The organism is Desulfatiglans anilini DSM 4660 (assembly GCF_000422285.1).
GTDB classification, from domain to species: Bacteria; Desulfobacterota; DSM-4660; order Desulfatiglandales; family Desulfatiglandaceae; genus Desulfatiglans; species Desulfatiglans anilini.
In genome coordinates this window covers 141,496-159,551 of record NZ_KE383814.1, presented here as the reverse complement: position 1 = coordinate 159,551, position 18,056 = coordinate 141,496, and the positions used below count along the sequence as shown (strand labels likewise).

Genomic DNA, 18,056 nt, shown 5'->3' with positions numbered 1-18,056 from the left:
GGGGGTCGATCCCCGCATGCGCGGGGGAAACTATATTATCTCCGAATACGCTTGCAAAGTGACGGGTCGATCCCCGCATGCGCGGGGGAAACTTAGATCAGTGACTAATCCATGTTTGGTAGCACGGTCGATCCCCGCATGCGCGGGGGAAACGCTGTCACTCAGCGCCCCTGCGGCAAGCTCCCAGGTCGATCCCCGCATGCGCGGGGGAAACCGTATCTCCGGCGGTTGGATATATTAAGTGGCAGGTCGATCCCCGCATGCGCGGGGGAAACAGGTCAGCCGCCGCTATCCCGCTATCCTCCAGGGGTCGATCCCCGCATGCGCGGGGGAAACTTACACCACTATTCGCCTTACTCCCATCATAAGGGTCGATCCCCGCATGCGCGGGGGAAACATTTCTACCAGTATATCCGCGACCAATCGTGCGGGTCGATCCCCGCATGCGCGGGGGAAACCCACGGGCAAGCCATTCGCGTCCGCTTTGAGCAGGTCGATCCCCGCATGCGCGGGGGAAACCTATGCTGATGGCTCATGAAGTCGGCCTTCCCAGGTCGATCCCCGCATGCGCGGGGGAAACTCTTGCTAGTAACAAATTAAAATGATTAAACTTTAAGGATTTCGCTCTAAAAATTCCCGTTCCAGCGAACAGCATTCAAAAAGGTTGAGGGCTCTTGAAGGAGTTTTTTTCAAGCCTAAAAACCTCGATAGAACCGTTTAATAAAGCGTTTCTATAAGGTTCATGTTGTCAAAGAACCTTGTCGGCGGGACACGATCAAACCGTCTATTTCGACCAGTTCGATCGGAGGAGACCCTAAGATTCGAATCGCCTGCCCCCCGGCGGACGTATTGTCCGCCCAGAGCATCACGATCGATGCATCATTTTCATATAAATACCAGTCGCTCAGAACATCCCAAATTCTATCTCGCACAGCGGGGGAGATTCTGGGCGCCGTATATACGCCTGGCGCGAGTTCAAGCATAGTGGACGACAGAAATCCCCGGATCCTGTCCCTCACGTTACGCGTCACCACCACCGTCATTGCCATGCAGCAAATCCTTAATACGGTCGATCATCTTTGGAATCAGTTTAAAGCGCCTAAACTCTTTTGATGCTTCCTGGCGAATCAGCCGTTCAAGAACAGCCCTTGGGTCGTTCAATATCTGATGCGCACATCGAAAAGCCAGCGGGATGGTAAGTTCGGTCCTGTAAAGGTCGGCTATGTCCAGGGTGAAGGCATTGCTCGAATCCTCGTGGATAAAGCCGAGCGGGGGCAGGGCCCCGACGGCCGCCACGGCTATATCTGCGGCGCACTCCACAAAGGTTGCAGCATGATTGATGGCCTGGTTTGGTATATCAGCAGCGGTGGGATCCGACCGGTCGTAGCGTCTTCCATTCCATGGAATATCGTGCCGGTCCGCCAGGAGTTTGTAGGCCGTTTTCATTCGGCTACCTTCGATACCCCTCAAAACGTTGATATCCTGGTGACGATTGATCATGGAGAAACGAATGGCGTACATGTTCTTCGCAACTCCGATCCGCTTTTTTTCATTTGCCCAGAGAAGCGCGTGGGCACGAGCCACATTGCTGCGGCCCTGCCCCATCGGAGGTGCCGTATAATACTTGACCCATCCTTCGCCGACCGCTGCCAATAGAACCCCGTGCCGTGCAAGCAATCTGAGGGCATCATGGCTGACTGTTGAACCGGGACCCAGGAGGATCATTGAAATGTTTTGATAGGGGATGGCGTAATCCCCGGCATCCAGTTCATCAGACTTTGCACAGACGAACCGAAGGGTCCCGTCTTCAACGAAAAGCCTTCCACGAGAAAGACCTACCAGACCGTGCCGGTCCACGTAGGGTACCCTTGCGGTGGCTAGTCCCAGTCGCCCAGGTAAAAGGGTGCCGTTGCTCATCCCCCCTCCCTATAACAGGTGCTCCGCAGGAGGCCGCAGGAGAAGCATTCCAAACCCGAAGGCACGATGACGCCCAATGCCTCGTCTCAAAAGGTTGACGAATGCCTCAGTCCGCCGGATCCGGAACTCGCCTGAGAACAAGACATCCGGTCTTTCGATGGATTTCCTCCGATTGGGACTTGCGCCCTTTGTGCTTCTAAGAAGCTTTATCCTCCTTAACCCCACAATTGAGATCCCGGCAGGAAGCAGTTCAACGACAGGTTCTTCCGAGTTGCCTGTCGGGTCGATAAAATCTCCCCCCGGTTTTATGGCGCCCTTCATTCTCTGGACCAACCAGTCTGCGTAGACTTTTTCCCTTTGAGGCACTCTTTCCCCAAGTGCCTTGGCATGTTCCAGAGCAGAGAGGAACACGTCCCTTTCTTTTCCTTTGCGAGATACCGGGCACGCCCGGACCTCGAATCCAAGTCGTCTTCCCTTTTCCCAAGTGTCCGGCATGCTTTTAGAAGCTATCGCATCCCACTGACAGACCTCAGATGCAGCGGGTTCGGCAAAGTGCCGCGCGTGCTCACAAAGCGCACTCGCCGAATACTCTGCGTATCCAAGGAGATGGAGCCCGTCGCGGCGCTCCAAAATCCTGAAAGGCTTAGGCGCCAAACTGCCAAATGCAGCCAACATCCAAGCATGCGACATGTAGCCGAAGTCTTCGTCCGAAGACAGGGGGTGGCCCTGCATTTGCGCAAACCGCATCAACTTGGCTGCATCAAGATGCATATCGATCATGAACATTGAGATGCCTCCTCGATCAAACCTTCTGCTATGGAACGGCTGCCTCGGTGCAGTTGACTTTTCCAGTCCCGCAGGTCAAAAACCTCCCGGGCGTGTCCAGCCCTTTTATTGCCGAGGTCGGCCGGCCAACAGGCGGGCATGATTTCCTTATTTGATGAAGCCTGTCGACATGCCCGGGGAATCTGTTGCAGCATGTCCAGAACGTTTTCGCCTTCGATCCGCCCCACTAAAATGGGCGACGAAGGCAAGCATGTTTTGCGGCCTATGAACAGTGGCCGCGCCGGCCGATCCAAGGCCTTCTCAACAGCTAAGATGTCCGGGAAACTTTCATCAGGTAAGGCGATGACTAAAATCAACACACCGTTGGCCAGATAAAAACGGTACCTCTGGTGCGTTCCAAATTTTGCGTCCGGGCCCCCTTCGCGATGCTCGGGAACTCCCCAAGTGGTCCAGCCCGGAGATTTCATCTTTGGTTGATTGAGATCAACGGTCTGATAGTCCAGGATGAGAGTCGGCTCGATATCCCAGCGCGAGGCGCAGATGAGCCTCCCCTGTAGTTGCTGGATCTTCTCCGTATCCTTGTGAGTCCAGCCGAACGCGTTGGCAAACATCCCAGCCATCATGGAAAGGCCGGGAAACCGTTCTGTAGGGTTGTTCTGGTCGACCTTCACACCGCCGAAACTCATCAAAGGAGCATCGAAACGCAGAATAAGACCTTTCATTATTCCTCTCTCCACAGGGCGCCGAGAGACCCTTCTACAGATTGGGCTAGAGTTCCCCTTAGAGCTTCCTGGAAAGCCGAAGTCGCTTTGGTGGATGCTATAAAACGCTCTTCGTTTCGGCCGTACATGCCGTCCAGTTCACTGAGATGAACTCCCAACCTATCCACAGCCGTCTGCATGATGTCCCCCTTAGGCAGAAGCGCTTCAAGGTAGGCATTGGCTAGGGTCCGCGGCTGGTATTCACCGCATTCCAGCAACACCAGGGCTGCCCTGGCGTAAGGAGCGGTCGAGCCCAGCTTTGCGCCGGGACTGACTGTAGCGATGGCGTTGATAAGGCGCTCGAGCACATCTTTGCCGTCTTTTACAGTCTCCTGGGGCTGTGCTTTCCATGCTGAGCGGTCGCAGCCGCAGAGGTTTGAAATCAGGAGCGGCACGTCTACGACAACGTATCCGTAGAACACCCCTGCTCCGAGCTCCATATCACCTGCATGGGCGGCGCCGGCATGCTCAAGTTCTTCCTTCAAATCATCGACGACCGTGAAGTAGTCCACTTCCGTTTGGAGCGGATGCACCGTGAAGGCGTGGGCCACATGAACCGAGGCGTCAACACGCGCCAGGATGTCGGATGTCACAAAGCGGCCGAACAGGGCCCCTTCGATCCCGGCTACAAGATCATCCTGTCCAGCCGATTTCATCAATGCGCGCAAATTGTATTTCTCAGCCTTTAGTCTCTCTTTTAGTTCCTTGTCCGGGTCTTTTCCAGACCCTGCGCAATCGGTGACCAGGCTTACCAGGTAGTCCGCCTCCGGTTTTCCGAAGAGCACCGGCTGTTTCAGATGCAGCGGGTTGCCGTCTGTCTGTTTGGCTTTTCCATCTTTGGCGGTGATCAGAGCCTTCATCAGGGCTGTTACGAGTTTCATTGCCGTCTCTTCATCAACGCCGGCGGTTACCGCTCTGCGCCAGACCTCCCTCTCGAAAAACATTCTGGACCGGATGCCTTTCGGGAGATCGAGTCTACGGTGAAGTTCGTCACGCCAGTGTTTTTTGAGACACTGGGAGGAAACGCGCATACGCTCCGCGTTCCCGAACGGGATGCGCTTTGCGAGGCCGGCGTCGTCGCGGTTGAGTAGTGCTGGGGCATAGGACGTCAGGGTGTGAATCTGCAAGAACATTTCATTCCTCCCGGTTTTAGGATTGCAGGGTTCGGTAAAAGTCTCGGGCTATGCGCCGGTTGACGCTTTCGCGAATTTCCGGATCACGACTGAAAAGCAGTTCGGCCAATTGTCTCCAGTCCGCCGCGATCCCTTTGGCCGCTATCTGGCGAGCGGCGCGAAGGGCTAGGCTGCGGAGAGTTCCTCCACCGGCAGCCAGAAGTCTTTCGAGTCGATGTTCGGAAAAGTCAGCCTCAGCCAAGGTTTGTCCCAAGGGTCTTGAAGGGTCAAAGCCTCCGTCCCTTTGGATCGCCAGCGCACAGAGCAGCGCCCGCCATGCCGGAATAAGCACATCCGCATGCCACGGAGGATCAATGTGCCGCAGCATAAACCGGTGGAAGGCCAGAGGCGCAGGTCCGTCCAATGCCATCCGTTTCAGCGCGGCCCGCTCCCCGGTGGGGAAGTGCTCTGCCTTGAGGATGGCCGCCAATTCCGGCACATGAGCAGCCGGCGAGCGATTCTTGTTTTCCGTCATTTCCGTTCCTCCATATAGTCGGCAAAGTTTTTGTTGAGTCCGCCGAAAAAGACGGCATTGGCTCGGGAGATGGCACGATATCCTCGTCCGCTTCTGGCCGGGCAAATGCGAAATGCCTTTTCAAGAAGTGCCTGCGAAAGGTGCTTTAGCTCGAGGAGCCATGGTCGCAGGGCGGCCACGGTATCTTCAGCATCCAGGGTAGACCAGAGCCATTTGAAATAGCGCGGCTGCCAGGCACGGGAAAAAAGGCGAGCCTGTGAATCCACCCAAGCAGTGATTTCGCGTTTGCCGAAATCTACCTTGTCTGGTCCGCCTTCCATCAGCGAGTAGAGCGAGGGTCTGAGGCATCTGTTTCGGATATCGCCTGCCATATCGAGCCCCAGTTTGGACCATTCCGCCAATTGATCAATGGGCTTGCCTCCTCCGAACAGAAACGCTCTGGCACGAGCGGGTATTCGAATAGCGGCTTCATGAAACCCGTCCGTGGTCCCCTGCCCGCGCACAAGCACCGAAGCACAAAACCAGCCGGCCCCCTCATCCGAAGCCGGGGTCTGGATGGGGGATAGCAGGTAGTTATCACGGAAGATCAGATTCCGTAAAAGCTCGGGCGTGAATCCGCTGGCAGATGGGGTCAGAGCCGATGAGTCGGATTCTTTGACAGGTGTCCAGGGGTCGCCGATATTTCCTTTTGAATCTTTTGCCGAAACCCTGCTTGTCTTCGACGTAGCGCTGAAAACCGATGGGCCATTTCGATCCAATAGCCTCACTCTCCTGGCGACCTCGATAAAGAAAGGGTCGAGCTTTGAGAGCGGGAGGCTCTCAACCCCGTCCCATGGCTCGGTCCAAAGGCAAGTCAAACCTCGATCGATATAAGGGTAAGGCTCCTTCAGTAGGTTTTTCCTATGTGCCATGAGGATTCTGACGTCTCTTTGAAAACGCCTGCCGGGACGCCGGTTTTCCTGCCATCCGACGCATACTCGGCTACCGAAACCGCCGTTCATGCGCGCGATGCCGTAATTCCCCTGCCCTAGGAACCCTGAGCTGTTCTGGTGCGAGATCAGGGCAAAAACCCAAGCTTCCTCATCCCCCCAATGCGCACGCGCCGTTTTGATGTCATGATTCTTTGCCGTCTGGAGCACATCCAACGCGTCAAGAGTGTCCGACTTGTGCTTGTAGTCTGTTTCGAAAACCCGCTGCTTCGAGACCGGTGGCTGCATGAACGCTGATTTGGTCGGATCTTCAACCACCAGTTCCCATGCGCAGTCGTCATCCTTGTCAACCAGGGACCGCAAGCCTTCGCGCCAGAAGGCGGCCGTCTGAGTCGGCGAGTCCCGACTGGCCCGCGCGAGCACAGAGCCCGCCAGGTAGCAAAGAAAGATGTGAAAAATATCCACCTGGTGCCGCTGGATCCCACCCAAGGACGCGACTCGATCCTGCCCCAGAGACTCCAAAAGCCCCGGCAGGCTTAGCCGGGCAGATCCTTCCGAAGTCGCCGCTTTAAATAGTTCATCCGTCAACACATTCATCGATCTTCTCCAATCCAAAACGTGAATAGCGATAACTGTAGCGTCCCACCTGGATGAGGAGACCCTCGGACGAAACCTCGATCAAATCCGCTTCTTCTTGCTGAATTCCACGACCCAGGTGCCCTGGGATGTCAATCTCATCAATTTCCCTGCCGAATGGGCCCCTGTAAACACGGCCAAGAGACAAACGGCGGTCATCGAGCCCAAGCCGAGTTACAAGACGCGTGTCCAGAGAGGACGGAAAGGAAAAATCGCCGAAATGCGCGCGGGGTATTACAGCACCTCCGGCAGCCATGAGCATAGCCTGAACCTTTCCTTCGATATGCTGGCCATGCTTCAGCCAAGATTCTCCCTGGAGCGTGAGCATCCTGTCGGGATGAGTCGCAGCCTCTACCAATTGCCGGTTGTCGCGCGGAAGGTCGAAAACTGGCCCGCCAGCGACGAGGTCAAGAGTGAGCTGTAGGATCCGCATATCCTCGTAAACAGCCCCCAAGCCGGCCGGAGCGCTGAACCGGACCTCGCCGTCTTCGCGCAGATAGAGGCTCAAGTCCGGCGTGGCCGGCATTAAAATCGAGCAGACCGGCGCCGGCCGCTTGCCGCGGTCATGGCGGTGCAGTCGACCAATTCTCTGAAGCAGAACATCCATGGGACAGAGGTCCGTCACCAGCCAATCCGTGTCGATGTCCAGGCTTTGCTCGAGGGTCTGGGTGCCAATCAGAAGGAGGGGACCCGCTAGGGAACCTTTTCCGAGCCGACGGCTGACTTCCTTGTCCAGGATCTCGCGGTCCGGCCGCGCAAAGCGCCCGTGGTGCGGGCACAAGGCACCGTTGCAGGAGAAAAGAACATGCCTGAGCAAAGGCCGGCGCTCGGCCGCGCGGCAGAGGTCGATTGCCCTTTGAACGGTATTGAGAACCACCATGACGCGCATCCCCTCTGACACCGCGCGCTCCAGCCGATCCAGCATGGAATCCGGGCTTTCCATAACCGGAAGCGGCTCGACCGTCACCTTTTTGGGCCGACTGCCTGGGTTCGGAACGCTTTCCGTCCCGGAACCCAGCGCAGAAAGCGCCGGGTAGGGCAACGCAGAAGCCTCTTCGCAGGAGGTGCATCCGGAGCGTTCTTCGAGATTCAGATACGCCTCTCTTGCAACACTGCCAAGGGTCGCTGATAGAAGCAAGGCCCGTCCACCTACACTCAGATGCTCACTGAGCATACGCCGAGACAAGGCCCGCATATAGACATCAGAGCTGTGCACTTCATCTATTACAAGAAGAGAACGGTCGAGACAGGCCCTGCGAAGGTGGGCATGGCCGACGCGAATCGCTGAAAGAAGCGCTTGATCGATCGTTCCGACCGCTACCGTCGCTGATAGGAACCGCTTAGGCCGTTCAGCAGCCCATTGACGGAGGGGACGATAGTCTTTAGGTTCGAAGAAGAGCCGCTCCTCGGATGGCAGCGCATATAAAGGTTCGCCGTCAATCCGCGCGTAACCAGGCACAGCCAGCAGAACGGGTGGACAGCCACTTCCGAAGGCGGCGCGCATGGTCTTGAGAACACGTTCGTAAAGCTCCCGGGCAGCTACCCGCGTTGGCAATGCGAAATAAAGGCTATCCACCAGGCCGGCCGCAAACAAGGACAGAAAATGGATGAGAGCAGCCTCGGTCTTTCCGGAGCCGGTGTCGGATTCTGCTATAAGAAGAGGCCCCTCTGTTCGGGACAGCCGCGACTGCAGAGGATAAGGCGGAAAGCCGAAGAGCGCAGAGAAATCGGGAACCTCGCCAGCGAGGCGCTTAAGGTGGGCGCTGATATCGAGCCCGACTTCTTTCACCGCCTGGCGGGCACGGAGCCGGGACCAATCAACGCGGTTGCCCGTGTGGCAAAACGGAAAAAATCCTTCGCTATGGGATCCAAGCCAATCGGCCAGCATAATCAGGCCCGCGAAACGGTGCTGCAGGCTTTCCGTGATTGGAATCGGGTCGGATGCACCGTCGAAGGCGTCCGGGAAAGCGCTATGTGCAGCCTCGAGCAGTTCTCTCAGACCAGTCATCGGATCAAGGCCTTTGTTCGGCATCCAGAACTTGCTTGCCGTTTGAGCAAAAAGGCCGTTCCCGTCCTCCATTGTGAAAGCAGGGCGACCGTGATGGGAAATCGCGGCTAAAAAAAGCCGGAAAACTGACTCAGATTTGTCGACCCAGCGAATCAACCGATCGCACTGGAAAGCACTAAAGAATTTTTCAGCGGTGTCTGGGTGAAAAAAAAGCGGCAGTGTTTCCTTGACGTGGCCCGCAGTGATACGCTCAGCCAAATCCTGCTTCACTTGAAATCCCCAGTTGCATTTTCCAAGATCGTGGGCAAGCGCGAACACCGCAAGTCGATCCAGCTGCCTTTCGCTGAAATCTATCCCTGCGGCATAATCCAAAGTGCGGCGGATCGATGGCAGTCTGCAGAGCTGCCTGAAAACCATGGCAACATCTATGCAGTGATCGCGCAGAGACAGTCTCTCGAGCACTTTGTTGGAATTTTCGTCGCGTTTCAGTTTACCCCAAAAAAGGCTCAACGGTAGATCCTCCCTAATTTGACTGTCATAATCATTTTCCATGAGCGGTCGTTTGTCAAAACTAGATTATTGCATCCTCATGCAGGAAGAAATGTGTGAATTAAAAACTCTATGATATTACAGCGTTTTTTTCCTAAGATAAGATACCACTATGTTCAATCATAAGGATAAATTTGTTCGTCTTATATGAAAGCGTGGTCTCTCGCGTGTTGAAGGAATTCCTGGAACATAGGTATGCCGTTGTTGAACTGGCCTAACCGCAACTAAATCCCAATATAGCAGCCTTCTTTGTGTTCTAGTCTTGTACGCTCTTTTCCCCTATACCTACCAAGACCTATAGTCAACATCAAAAAGCCGCGTTTATACGACAGAGGCCCAATTTCTTGCCCCAAATCTGGAAACACCACTCCCATCAGCATTTTAGAACGGAGTGGTGGAAGTAAGCTCATTTTCGTAGACGGATTTTACGATTGAGTTTTGACAGATCCGGTCAAACGCGGAGATATTTTTTTGTGAGGAGAAAGAAACTACTTGGAGTCACGAGCGGCAGTTGGGTGGTCTCATCAAAGGGGGAGAATTATCACCGACCGGTGAAAACCTTTTGAGATCCGCAATAATATCCTGCCTATAGTGCAGTCTGGACGTAATGATAGTAGTTTAGGATTGACGATTTTTACATCGTTCTTTTGCACAAAAAGTGGAGCGGGGTAGGAAAAGACCAAATAGAGTGGATTTCAAGGCTTTCATCATACGTAAAAAGGAAGTTAAGGGTCACCTGTATTCATCGAAGAACTCATTGTCAATTTCATAAATAGTTCGGGGTTTTAGCCCTAACGACGTCTGCTCAAAAAGTTTAACCAATTTGGAACAGTCAACCAGCTCAATCGGAGGTACGCCCTCCCGGATGGCTTCATTCTTGGCTTCTTGTGTAAACCGGCCGGTTGTTATAAAAATTCCCTTCTCTGCGCGGCCTTGCATAGCGCCTCTGAAATCCCGAACTTGAGATGAAGGGACTGCATCCTTATATCGTTTTGCCTGGAAAATAACCTTCAAGCTTACGAGAGGGTTGATTTCAAGGATTCCTTCACCATCTATGCCTCCATCACCAGACCGCCCTTTCACCACAACTTTAATGAACCCCGATGATCGAAGCAGCCTTTGGCAGAGTCTCTCGAAACCTTCCGGAGAAAGGGCTTTGAGGATCTCAATAAGTTCCGCTCCATGAGGCGCGCCTTGCTCTTCATCAGTGATTATCGGTTTATTAGACCTTCGTTTGATGCGTTTTTTAGTTATAAAACCACTGTGAATCTTATGAAAAATCTGCTTTACATCTTGTTCTGTAAGATGCCTGCGTTGTCCATCTTCGGTCAAGCGCCATACATGAGGGTCAGAAACATCAAGCAAACCTTCACGAGTCAAATAAGCCTTGGCCCAATTAATCAACATATCAACACGAAATAAATTGTTACCGAAACGCTCCGATAGCTCATCCTCGCTTATTTCAAGACTGACCACAAGTTCGTCTTTGAGCTCCGATGGACTGGCAGAGCTTCCAAGTTTTTTCAGGGCGTCTATTATGGGTAAAAAGAACTGAACAAGGGCAGGTAGATTCGGACTTGTCTTCATTTTTTACCTCTGGAAAGTAGAGAAAAAATCATAAGAACTACGCATTTTAGTATGTATTACATAAGGAGCGTCTTTTCAAACCGGCTTCCAACCTGATACTCACATGATAGCAAAAACACGTTATTATTCAAGATACTTAGACCTGAGTTCCGGGTGGGCAGTCAAAGGGTAGCCGAAAACGGTTTAAAATCCGCAGATTTAAACATGGTCCCAACAAACGCGTGGCAGTACTGCTTCTGAATGGCTGTTCACACCTCCATCAGGGCAGACGGAGACAGCGGGAAATGGCCATCCCATTCCACCATGCCGGCCGGCGCTGGGTTTAAGGGCCGGGATGGATCCTTCACGTTCCTATAAACAACAGTTTATAAATAGGAGCGCTTACGCGCTGGATTGGGTAGTAAACAACTATGGGAAACAATCCCCAGTTTTGCCAAGGGCGGCGATTACCGAAGCTGCGAACCTGGATTTTAGCGGGTGCTGGGTATAGTGCTGGGTGCATTCCCAGCACAAAAAAAAGGGGCTACGTTTTTGACGTAACCCCTTGTATTAACTGGCGGGAGCGACGAGGATCGAACTCGCGACCTCCGGCGTGACAGGCCGGCGTTCTAACCAAGCTGAACTACGCCCCCGTGGTAGGCGGAACAGGATTTGAACCTGCGACCCTCGGCTTGTAAGGCCGATGCTCTCCCGCTGAGCTATCCGCCCAAGCTGAAGATCATATCTTTATAGCGGAAGGCGGCTGGTTCTGTCAAGAGAAATAGTGCCCCGGCCAAACGATTTTCGAGCGTGGGGAGCCCGATCCTCAATGGGCGATCAACTCCGATCCCGGATCGTTCTTGCGCTCCTCACAGGGCGCCAGGTAAAAGGGTTCACACTCATCCTGGGTCGCGAAGAGGGATTCCCCTTCGGGCACCACGAGCGCCTCACGCAGGACATCGTCCATGTGGTTGACCAGGACGAGCTCCACCTTGCGGAGGATCTTCTTGGGGATCTCCTCGATATCCTTCTTGTTCTCGAAGGGGATCAGGACCTTGGAAAGACCCGCACGGTGGGCGGCGAGGATCTTCTCCTTGAGGCCGCCGATCGGCAGGATCCGTCCGCGCAGGGTGATCTCGCCGGTCATCGCCAGGGTGCTCCTGACGGGCCGGCGGGTCAATACCGAGACGATCGAGGTCGCCAGGGTAATCCCGGCCGAGGGCCCGTCCTTGGGCGTGGCCCCTTCAGGGACGTGGATGTGGATGTCGATCTTTTCGTAGAAGTTGTCCGGGAGGCGCAGCTGCCGCGTCCGGGAGCGCACGTAGCTGAGGGCCGCCTGCGCCGATTCCTGCATGACGTCCCCGAGCTTTCCCGTCAAGACCAGGCTTCCCTTGCCCGGCATGATGGTCGTCTCGGTCTGGAGCAGTTCGCCGCCGAAGTCCGTCCAGGCAAGCCCGGTGGTGACGCCGATGGCGTCCTTTTCCTCGGCCCGCCCGTAGTGGAATTTCTGCACCCCCAGGTACTTGTGAAGGGACTGGGCCGTTAGGGTGACCGATGTCCCCTTCCCCCGGCGCACGACCTCCTTGGCGACCTTGCGGCAGATCGAAGAGATCTCGCGTTCGAGGTTCCGCACCCCGGCCTCCCGGGTGTAGTGCCGGATGATGTCCAGGACGGCCTTGTCGGAAAAGCGGATGTTCTTCGGGTCCAGACCGTTCTGCTCGACCTGCTTCTTGATCAGGAAGTACTTGGCGATGCTCAGCTTCTCGAGCTCCGTGTAGCCGGCCAGGCGGATGATCTCCATCCGGTCCTGAAGCGGCGGCGGGATGTTGTGCAGGTTGTTGGCGGTCGTGATGAAGAAGATGTCGGACAGATCGTAATCCAGGTCCAAATAATGATCGTTGAAGGCGTTGTTCTGCTCCGGGTCGAGCACCTCGAGCAGGGCGGCGGAGGGGTCCCCCCGGAAGTCCATGCTCATCTTGTCCACCTCGTCCAGGCAGAACACCGGATTGTTGGATTTGGCCTTTTTGAGAAGCTGAAGGATCTTGCCCGGCAACGCCCCGATGTAGGTCCGCCGGTGTCCACGGATCTCGGCCTCGTCCCGCACGCCCCCCAGGGAAAGCCGGACGAAGTTCCGGCCGGTCGCCCTCGCGACGGATTTCGCCAGCGAGGTCTTCCCGACCCCCGGAGGTCCGACCAGACACAGGATCGGGCCCTTGATCTTCTTCGTCAGGCGCTGGACCGCCAGATATTCCAGGATCCGCTGCTTCGGCTTCTCGAGGCCGTAGTGGTCTTCCTCGAGGATCCTTTCGGCCTCTTCGATGTCGAGCTTCTCTTTCGTCTTCTCCAGCCAGGGGAGCGACAGCATCCAGTCGATGTAGTTGCGGACGACCGTCGCCTCGGCGGACATGGGCGACATCATCTTGAGCTTCTTGAACTCCTGCCGGATCCGCGTGTGGGCCTCTTTCGGGAGGCGCTTCGCCTTGATCTTCTTTTCGAGTTCGTCCAACTCGGCCTTGAAGTCGTCCTTGGTGCCCATCTCCTTCTGAATGGCCCGCATCTGCTCATTCAGATAGTAGTCCTTCTGGGTCTTCTCCATCTGCTTCTTGACCCGGCTGCGCAGCCGCTGCTCGAGCCGCAGGATGTTGATCTCTCCGTTGAGCTTTTCAAAAAGCTCCTGGAGCCGCGCATTCAGGTCCGGGATCTCGAGCAGGCGCTGTTTGTCGGAGACCTTCAGCGAGAGATGCCCCGCAATCGTGTCCCCCATCCGCACCGGATCCTCGATGCCGGTGACCGTGGAGACGACCTCCTGGCTGATCTTGGTGTTGAGCTTCGCATACTCCTCGAAGCCGACGCTGATGCTGCGCATCAGGGCGATGGTCTCCTCGTCGGTTTCACGCTGGTCCGACAGCCGCGAGACCTCGACCATGAAGAAATCCTGCTTGTCCAGAAAGTGGTCGATCCGGCCCCTGGCCTTCCCTTCGATCAGGGCCTTGACCGTCCCGTCCGGCAGCTTCAGGAGCTGCAGCACGGAGCTGAGGGTCCCGATGGTGTAAATGTCCTTCGGGGCGGGTTCATCCACCTTGGCGTCCTTTTGCGACGCCAGGAAGATCTCCTTCTGGTGGCTCATGGCGAACTCGAGCGCACTGATGGATTTTTCCCGGCCCACGAAAAGCGGCACCACCACATTCGGAAAGACCACCACATCACGGAGCGGCAGGAGAGGGTAGTAAGACCTCTCGGTCATCCCCTCACCGGCGGCATCTTTATTCGTCACTTTAAACATAAGCCTTACGCATATCCAACTTGGTTTTCATAGATGAGAAGAGGGTTCTCCCCTTTCAGGATCACATCTTCGCTGATCACGCACTCATGCACGCCCGGTGTCGACGGGATGTCGTACATGATGTCGAGCATGACGGACTCCAGGATGGAGCGCAGTCCGCGGGCGCCCGATTTGCGCTTGATGGCCTCCTGCGCTATGGCCAGAAGGGCGCCGTCGGTCACCTTGAGCTTGACCCCTTCGAGTTCGAAGAGCTTCTGATACTGCTTCAGAAGTGCATTCTTCGGTTCGCTCAGGATCCGGACCAGGGCATCGAGGCTCAACTGATCGAGTGTGGTGATGATGGGGATGCGGCCGATGAACTCCGGAATCATCCCGAAGCGGATCAGGTCTTCCGGCTGGACCAGGGTCATGGTCTTATTGATGTCCATCTCTTCTTTGCGCTTGATGTCCGCCTCGAAGCCCATCATCTTGCTGTTCACGCGGCCTCGGATGATCTTGTCGAGGCCGTTGAACGTCCCGCCGCAGATGAAGAGGATATTGCTGGTGTCGACCTTGACGAAATCCTGCTGCGGATGCTTCCGCCCGCCCTTCGGCGGCACGTTGGCCATCGTCCCCTCGATGATCTTCAGGAGCGCCTGCTGCACCCCCTCGCCGGAGACGTCACGCGTAATCGACGGGCTGTCGGATTTGCGGGCGATCTTGTCGATCTCGTCGATGTAAACGATCCCCTTGCAGGCCGCCTCGACGTCGTAATCCGCCATCTGAACGAGGTTCAGGATGATGTTCTCCACGTCCTCGCCCACGTACCCGGCCTCCGTCAGGGTCGTTGCATCCGCGACCGTGAAGGGCACCTTCAAGATCCTGGCCAGGGTCTGCGCCAGGAGGGTCTTGCCCGAACCGGTCGGTCCGATCAGGAGGATGTTGCTCTTCTCGATCTCGACCCCTTCCATGTCGATCTTGGTGGCGATGCGTTTGTAATGGTTGTGGACCGCCACGGACAGGACCTTCTTCGGCTTGTCCTGTTCGATCACGTACTCGTCGAGGATCTTCTTGATCTCCGACGGCTTGGGCAGATCCTTCGTGCTGCGGCCGTCCGCATCCTGCGTGTACTCCTCCGCGATGATCTCGTTGCACAGCTGAATGCACTCATCACAGATGTACACGGAGGGCCCCGCGATCAGCTTCTTGACCTCGTCCTGGCTTTTTCCGCAGAAGGAGCATAAGAGGTCGTCGCCGGAATCGTGATGTTTGCTCATATCACCTTACCTTCCGTCAGTATGTTCCGATAGACCCGCCATTTCCCTGCGGGTGATGACCTTGTCGATGATACCATAGGCTTTGGCCTCTTCGGCGGTCATGAAAAAATCCCGTTCCGTGTCCTGGTTTATGCGCTCCATGCCCTGCCCTGTATGGGCGGCCAGGATCTGATTGAGGGTCTCCCGCACCTTGAGGATCTCTCTGGCGTGGATGCTGATGTCTGTCGCCTGACCCTGCGCCCCGCCAAGAGGCTGGTGGATCATGATCCGCGCGTGCGGGAGCGCATAGCGCTTTCCCTTGGCACCGGCCGCCAGGAGCAGGGCAGCCATGCTGCTTGTCTGCCCCATGCAGATCGTCATCACTTCGGGCTTGATGTATTGCATGGTGTCGTATATCGCCAGACCGGCGGTGACAGAACCCCCGGGCGAGTTGATATACAGGTGAATATCCTTGGCCGGGTCCTCCGATTCGAGGAAGAGCATCTGGGCGATGACCGTGTTGGCCGTGGCGTCTATGACCTGTTCGCCCATGAAGATGATCCTGTCCTTGAGGAGCCTCGAGTAGATATCGTAAGCCCGCTCGCCGCGGTTCGACTGTTCGACAACAATAGGTATCAGCATTGTGAAAACACGTTCTCCTTATTTTGCTGCATTTCCGGTTAGAACACTTCGTTCTACTTCTAAAATCCTAGCATGCTCAACCAGGTACTTCAACGTTTTTTCCTCCAGCAGCTGCTGCCTGAGGCCGTCCAGAAGCTCCCTGGCTTCATAGTATCTCCGCAGGATCGCCGCGTCCTGACCGGTCGACGCCGCGAGCGAGGCGAAGTGCTCCTCCAAGTCCTCTTCTTCCACATTCAGGCCTTTTTCCCTGGCGATGTCGCCGAGGATGAGCATATTCTTCACACGCTTCTCGGAAACGGGCCTGAGATCGACCCTCATGCGATCGTCGGTCAGACCGGCCTGTTCAGGGTCGGCTCCGGAGCGCTTGAGGCTCTGTTTGAGGTTTTCGATCCGCATCTCCAGTTCGGATTCCACCAGCACAGGGGGCAGCTCGACCTCGACCTTTTCGGCGATCTTCTCGATCAGCCGCTGCTTCACCTCCTGGTCGATCCGCCGCACCTCGGCCGTCCGAATTTCCTCCCTGATTTTCGCCTTCAAGTCGTCGACGGTCTTGAAATCAGCCCCCAGGCCCTCCACAAAGGCGTCATCGACGGCCGGAAGATCGAGGGACTTCAGTTCCTTCACACGCACCTTGAAAAGGACATCCTTGCCGGCCAGATCCACCCGCGGGTGGTGGTCGCCGAAATGGACCGTGACCCCTTTCTCCTCGCCTTTCCGCGCCCCGATCAAGGCCTCTTCGACAGCGGCGTCGAACTCGTGCGTCCCGACCTTGATCACGGCATCGGTGGCCGCGAAACCTTCGACCGGCTCCTCACCGTCGTAGACCTCGTAGTCCACCACGACGTAGTCACCCGTCTGGATCGCCCTGTCCTCTTCGATCGTCTCCAGCTTCCCGTTCCCCTGCCTGATCCGCTCGAGCTGATTCTCGACGTCCTGGTCGGTCACCTGAAGGACCTCTTTCTGGACCTCGATCCCCTCGTATTCCGGCAGCTGAATGACGGGCCGGACCTCCATCACGGCACTGTACTGGAAACCCTCGCCGGGCTTCAGGTCTTCCTTCTCGAGGATCGGCGCACCGATCGGGAAGGTCTGCGCTTCGTTGAGCGCTTCGGATATCGTGTGGTTGATGAGGTCTCTCGCCACATCCTCCCGGACCTGACGGCCGAAATAGCTTTCGAGCACGGTGCGCGGTATCTTGCCGGGACGAAATCCCGGGAGCTTGGTTGTCTTGCCGAGGCGCTTGTAGGCCTCGTTCAATTCCTTGTCCACCTCCGCCGCATCGATCTCCACCACCAGTCTCTTCTTGACCGCACTGATGTCTTCCACCTGGGTTCTCATACGTTCTTTCCTCGCTCTGTGAGATCGTTCCCGATCCGAAGCGGATCTTCACCTCTCCTGCGCAGACCCCGCGGGGCTCCTTTCCGAACGCCTGCGGGCGCGGGCCGGAAACGGACCATTGGGCCGATTTCCGCAAAATCGTTGAAAATCACTGCTGAATCGGAAACACGCTGGTGTCCAAAGACCTTCGCAGAAGTGGACACCCTTCAGGATTGTATTCTGGACGGATACACGACAGCGGAGGCTGGCCGCATCTGAGGCAGGATGCTCTCGGACGCGGAGAGATCGTGTATCCGACCGAAGCATTTCGTATCAAAATAACGACCCTTCCTGCGATTTCAAGCACACAGCCTACAAAAGAAGGTTCCCGAAGAGGTTTTTCGCCGCTTGATCAGGCTTGCGACCCATTCCTCGGAAGCCTTCCGATTCGTCTTTCCGCTCTGCATCGTTTGCCCTAGAGAGGACGAAACGCCCCCTCATCCAACGGAACACCTCGTGTGAGACCGATCAGCCTTTTTCCACAAAAAAACGAAACGGCCGGATGGGTCGCATCTGGCGTCCACCGCTTCAGAGGACCTTTCCCAAAACGGAGAAAAATCCAAACCATAAACCTGGAATTTTAACTTATCGAATGAAAATTTGTCAACGTATCTTCAACCAAAAAAGGGCTTACCCGGGGTTCAGGGATGACCGCAAGGCGTCCCGCAGGCGGACATCGGTGACGCCGCTTGGCAGGCGGTCAGGGGAAGGGCTCCGAGG

The 18,056-nt window shown here is 55.9% G+C and carries 13 protein-coding genes, 2 tRNA genes and 1 CRISPR repeat array; all 15 genes read right to left on the bottom strand.

Going from position 1 to position 18,056, the window contains the following annotated elements; genetic code table 11:
* Positions 1-3 precede the first annotated feature (3 nt).
* Positions 4-580: direct repeats of the CRISPR family, unit length 28 nt; unit sequence GGTCGATCCCCGCATGCGCGGGGGAAAC.
* A gap of 160 nt (positions 581-740) precedes the next feature.
* The 15 genes from cas2e to tig all read right to left on the bottom strand — a co-directional run bounded on the left by cas2e (position 741) and on the right by tig (position 17,297).
* Positions 741-983: a type I-E CRISPR-associated endoribonuclease Cas2e gene (gene cas2e, locus H567_RS30275; protein WP_353743112.1), complete on the bottom strand. Its 243-nt coding sequence runs from the start codon at positions 981-983 to the stop codon at positions 741-743.
* A 37-nt stretch (positions 984-1,020) separates the two neighbouring features.
* Positions 1,021-1,917 carry a type I-E CRISPR-associated endonuclease Cas1e gene (gene cas1e, locus H567_RS0121995; protein WP_028323028.1) on the bottom strand — a complete coding sequence of 299 codons (897 nt, stop codon included), beginning with the start codon at positions 1,915-1,917 and terminating at the stop codon, positions 1,021-1,023.
* Positions 1,918-1,926: 9 nt separating this feature from the next.
* Positions 1,927-2,703: a type I-E CRISPR-associated protein Cas6/Cse3/CasE gene (gene cas6e, locus H567_RS0121990; protein WP_035255762.1), complete on the bottom strand. Its 777-nt coding sequence runs from the start codon at positions 2,701-2,703 to the stop codon at positions 1,927-1,929.
* On the bottom strand, positions 2,694-3,425 hold the full coding sequence (gene cas5e / locus H567_RS0121985) for a type I-E CRISPR-associated protein Cas5/CasD (protein ID WP_028323026.1): 732 nt from the start codon (positions 3,423-3,425) through the stop codon (positions 2,694-2,696). Before cas5e ends, cas6e begins: the two co-directional genes overlap by 10 nt.
* The gene (gene cas7e, locus H567_RS0121980; RefSeq protein WP_028323025.1) at positions 3,425-4,597 is read right to left on the bottom strand and encodes a type I-E CRISPR-associated protein Cas7/Cse4/CasC; all 1,173 of its coding nucleotides are present in this window, start codon (positions 4,595-4,597) and stop codon (positions 3,425-3,427) included. The genes cas5e and cas7e overlap by 1 nt, the downstream gene beginning before the upstream one ends.
* Positions 4,598-4,613: 16 nt before the next feature.
* Positions 4,614-5,111, bottom strand: a complete 498-nt coding sequence (gene casB, locus H567_RS0121975) for a type I-E CRISPR-associated protein Cse2/CasB (protein WP_028323024.1) — start codon at positions 5,109-5,111, stop codon at positions 4,614-4,616.
* Positions 5,108-6,637, bottom strand: coding sequence for a type I-E CRISPR-associated protein Cse1/CasA (gene casA, locus H567_RS0121970; protein ID WP_028323023.1), 1,530 nt, complete (start codon positions 6,635-6,637; stop codon positions 5,108-5,110). The genes casB and casA overlap by 4 nt, the downstream gene beginning before the upstream one ends.
* Positions 6,618-9,194 carry a CRISPR-associated helicase Cas3' gene (cas3, locus tag H567_RS0121965; protein ID WP_208598460.1) on the bottom strand — a complete coding sequence of 859 codons (2,577 nt, stop codon included), beginning with the start codon at positions 9,192-9,194 and terminating at the stop codon, positions 6,618-6,620. The genes casA and cas3 overlap by 20 nt, the downstream gene beginning before the upstream one ends.
* A gap of 771 nt (positions 9,195-9,965) precedes the next feature.
* Positions 9,966-10,820 (bottom strand): restriction endonuclease, encoded by an 855-nt coding sequence (locus tag H567_RS0121960; protein WP_028323021.1) that lies wholly within the window; start codon positions 10,818-10,820, stop codon positions 9,966-9,968.
* Positions 10,821-11,374: 554 nt separating this feature from the next.
* Positions 11,375-11,452: transfer RNA gene (locus H567_RS0121955), tRNA-Asp, on the bottom strand.
* Between the two features lies 1 nt (position 11,453).
* Positions 11,454-11,528, bottom strand: a tRNA-Val gene (locus tag H567_RS0121950).
* Between the two features lie 97 nt (positions 11,529-11,625).
* Positions 11,626-14,082 carry an endopeptidase La gene (gene lon, locus H567_RS26735; RefSeq protein ID WP_035255760.1) on the bottom strand — a complete coding sequence of 819 codons (2,457 nt, stop codon included), beginning with the start codon at positions 14,080-14,082 and terminating at the stop codon, positions 11,626-11,628.
* A gap of 5 nt (positions 14,083-14,087) precedes the next feature.
* Entirely contained in the window at positions 14,088-15,338 is a 1,251-nt protein-coding gene (gene clpX, locus H567_RS0121940; protein ID WP_028323020.1) for an ATP-dependent Clp protease ATP-binding subunit ClpX, read from the bottom strand.
* A 6-nt stretch (positions 15,339-15,344) separates the two neighbouring features.
* A complete protein-coding gene (gene clpP, locus H567_RS26730) occupies positions 15,345-15,959 on the bottom strand; it encodes an ATP-dependent Clp endopeptidase proteolytic subunit ClpP (protein WP_035255758.1) in 615 nt (204 codons plus the stop codon).
* A gap of 18 nt (positions 15,960-15,977) precedes the next feature.
* Positions 15,978-17,297, bottom strand: a complete 1,320-nt coding sequence (tig, locus tag H567_RS0121930) for a trigger factor (RefSeq protein ID WP_028323019.1) — start codon at positions 17,295-17,297, stop codon at positions 15,978-15,980.
* Positions 17,298-18,056: the final 759 nt, after the last annotated feature.

Bases quoted from the DNA above. Each gene is read 5' to 3' on its own strand.
- cas2e (WP_353743112.1), bottom strand. From the start codon at position 983: ATGCTTGAACTCGCGCCAGGCGTATATACGGCGCCCAGAATCTCCCCC.
- cas1e (WP_028323028.1), bottom strand. From the start codon at position 1,917: ATGAGCAACGGCACCCTTTTACCTGGGCGACTGGGACTAGCCACCGCA.
- cas6e (WP_035255762.1), bottom strand. From the start codon at position 2,703: ATGTTCATGATCGATATGCATCTTGATGCAGCCAAGTTGATGCGGTTT.
- cas5e (WP_028323026.1), bottom strand. From the start codon at position 3,425: ATGAAAGGTCTTATTCTGCGTTTCGATGCTCCTTTGATGAGTTTCGGC.
- cas7e (WP_028323025.1), bottom strand. From the start codon at position 4,597: ATGTTCTTGCAGATTCACACCCTGACGTCCTATGCCCCAGCACTACTC.
- casB (WP_028323024.1), bottom strand. From the start codon at position 5,111: ATGACGGAAAACAAGAATCGCTCGCCGGCTGCTCATGTGCCGGAATTG.
- casA (WP_028323023.1), bottom strand. From the start codon at position 6,637: ATGAATGTGTTGACGGATGAACTATTTAAAGCGGCGACTTCGGAAGGA.
- H567_RS0121960 (WP_028323021.1), bottom strand. From the start codon at position 10,820: ATGAAGACAAGTCCGAATCTACCTGCCCTTGTTCAGTTCTTTTTACCC.
- lon (WP_035255760.1), bottom strand. From the start codon at position 14,082: ATGTTTAAAGTGACGAATAAAGATGCCGCCGGTGAGGGGATGACCGAG.
- clpX (WP_028323020.1), bottom strand. From the start codon at position 15,338: ATGAGCAAACATCACGATTCCGGCGACGACCTCTTATGCTCCTTCTGC.
- clpP (WP_035255758.1), bottom strand. From the start codon at position 15,959: ATGCTGATACCTATTGTTGTCGAACAGTCGAACCGCGGCGAGCGGGCT.
- tig (WP_028323019.1), bottom strand. From the start codon at position 17,297: ATGAGAACCCAGGTGGAAGACATCAGTGCGGTCAAGAAGAGACTGGTG.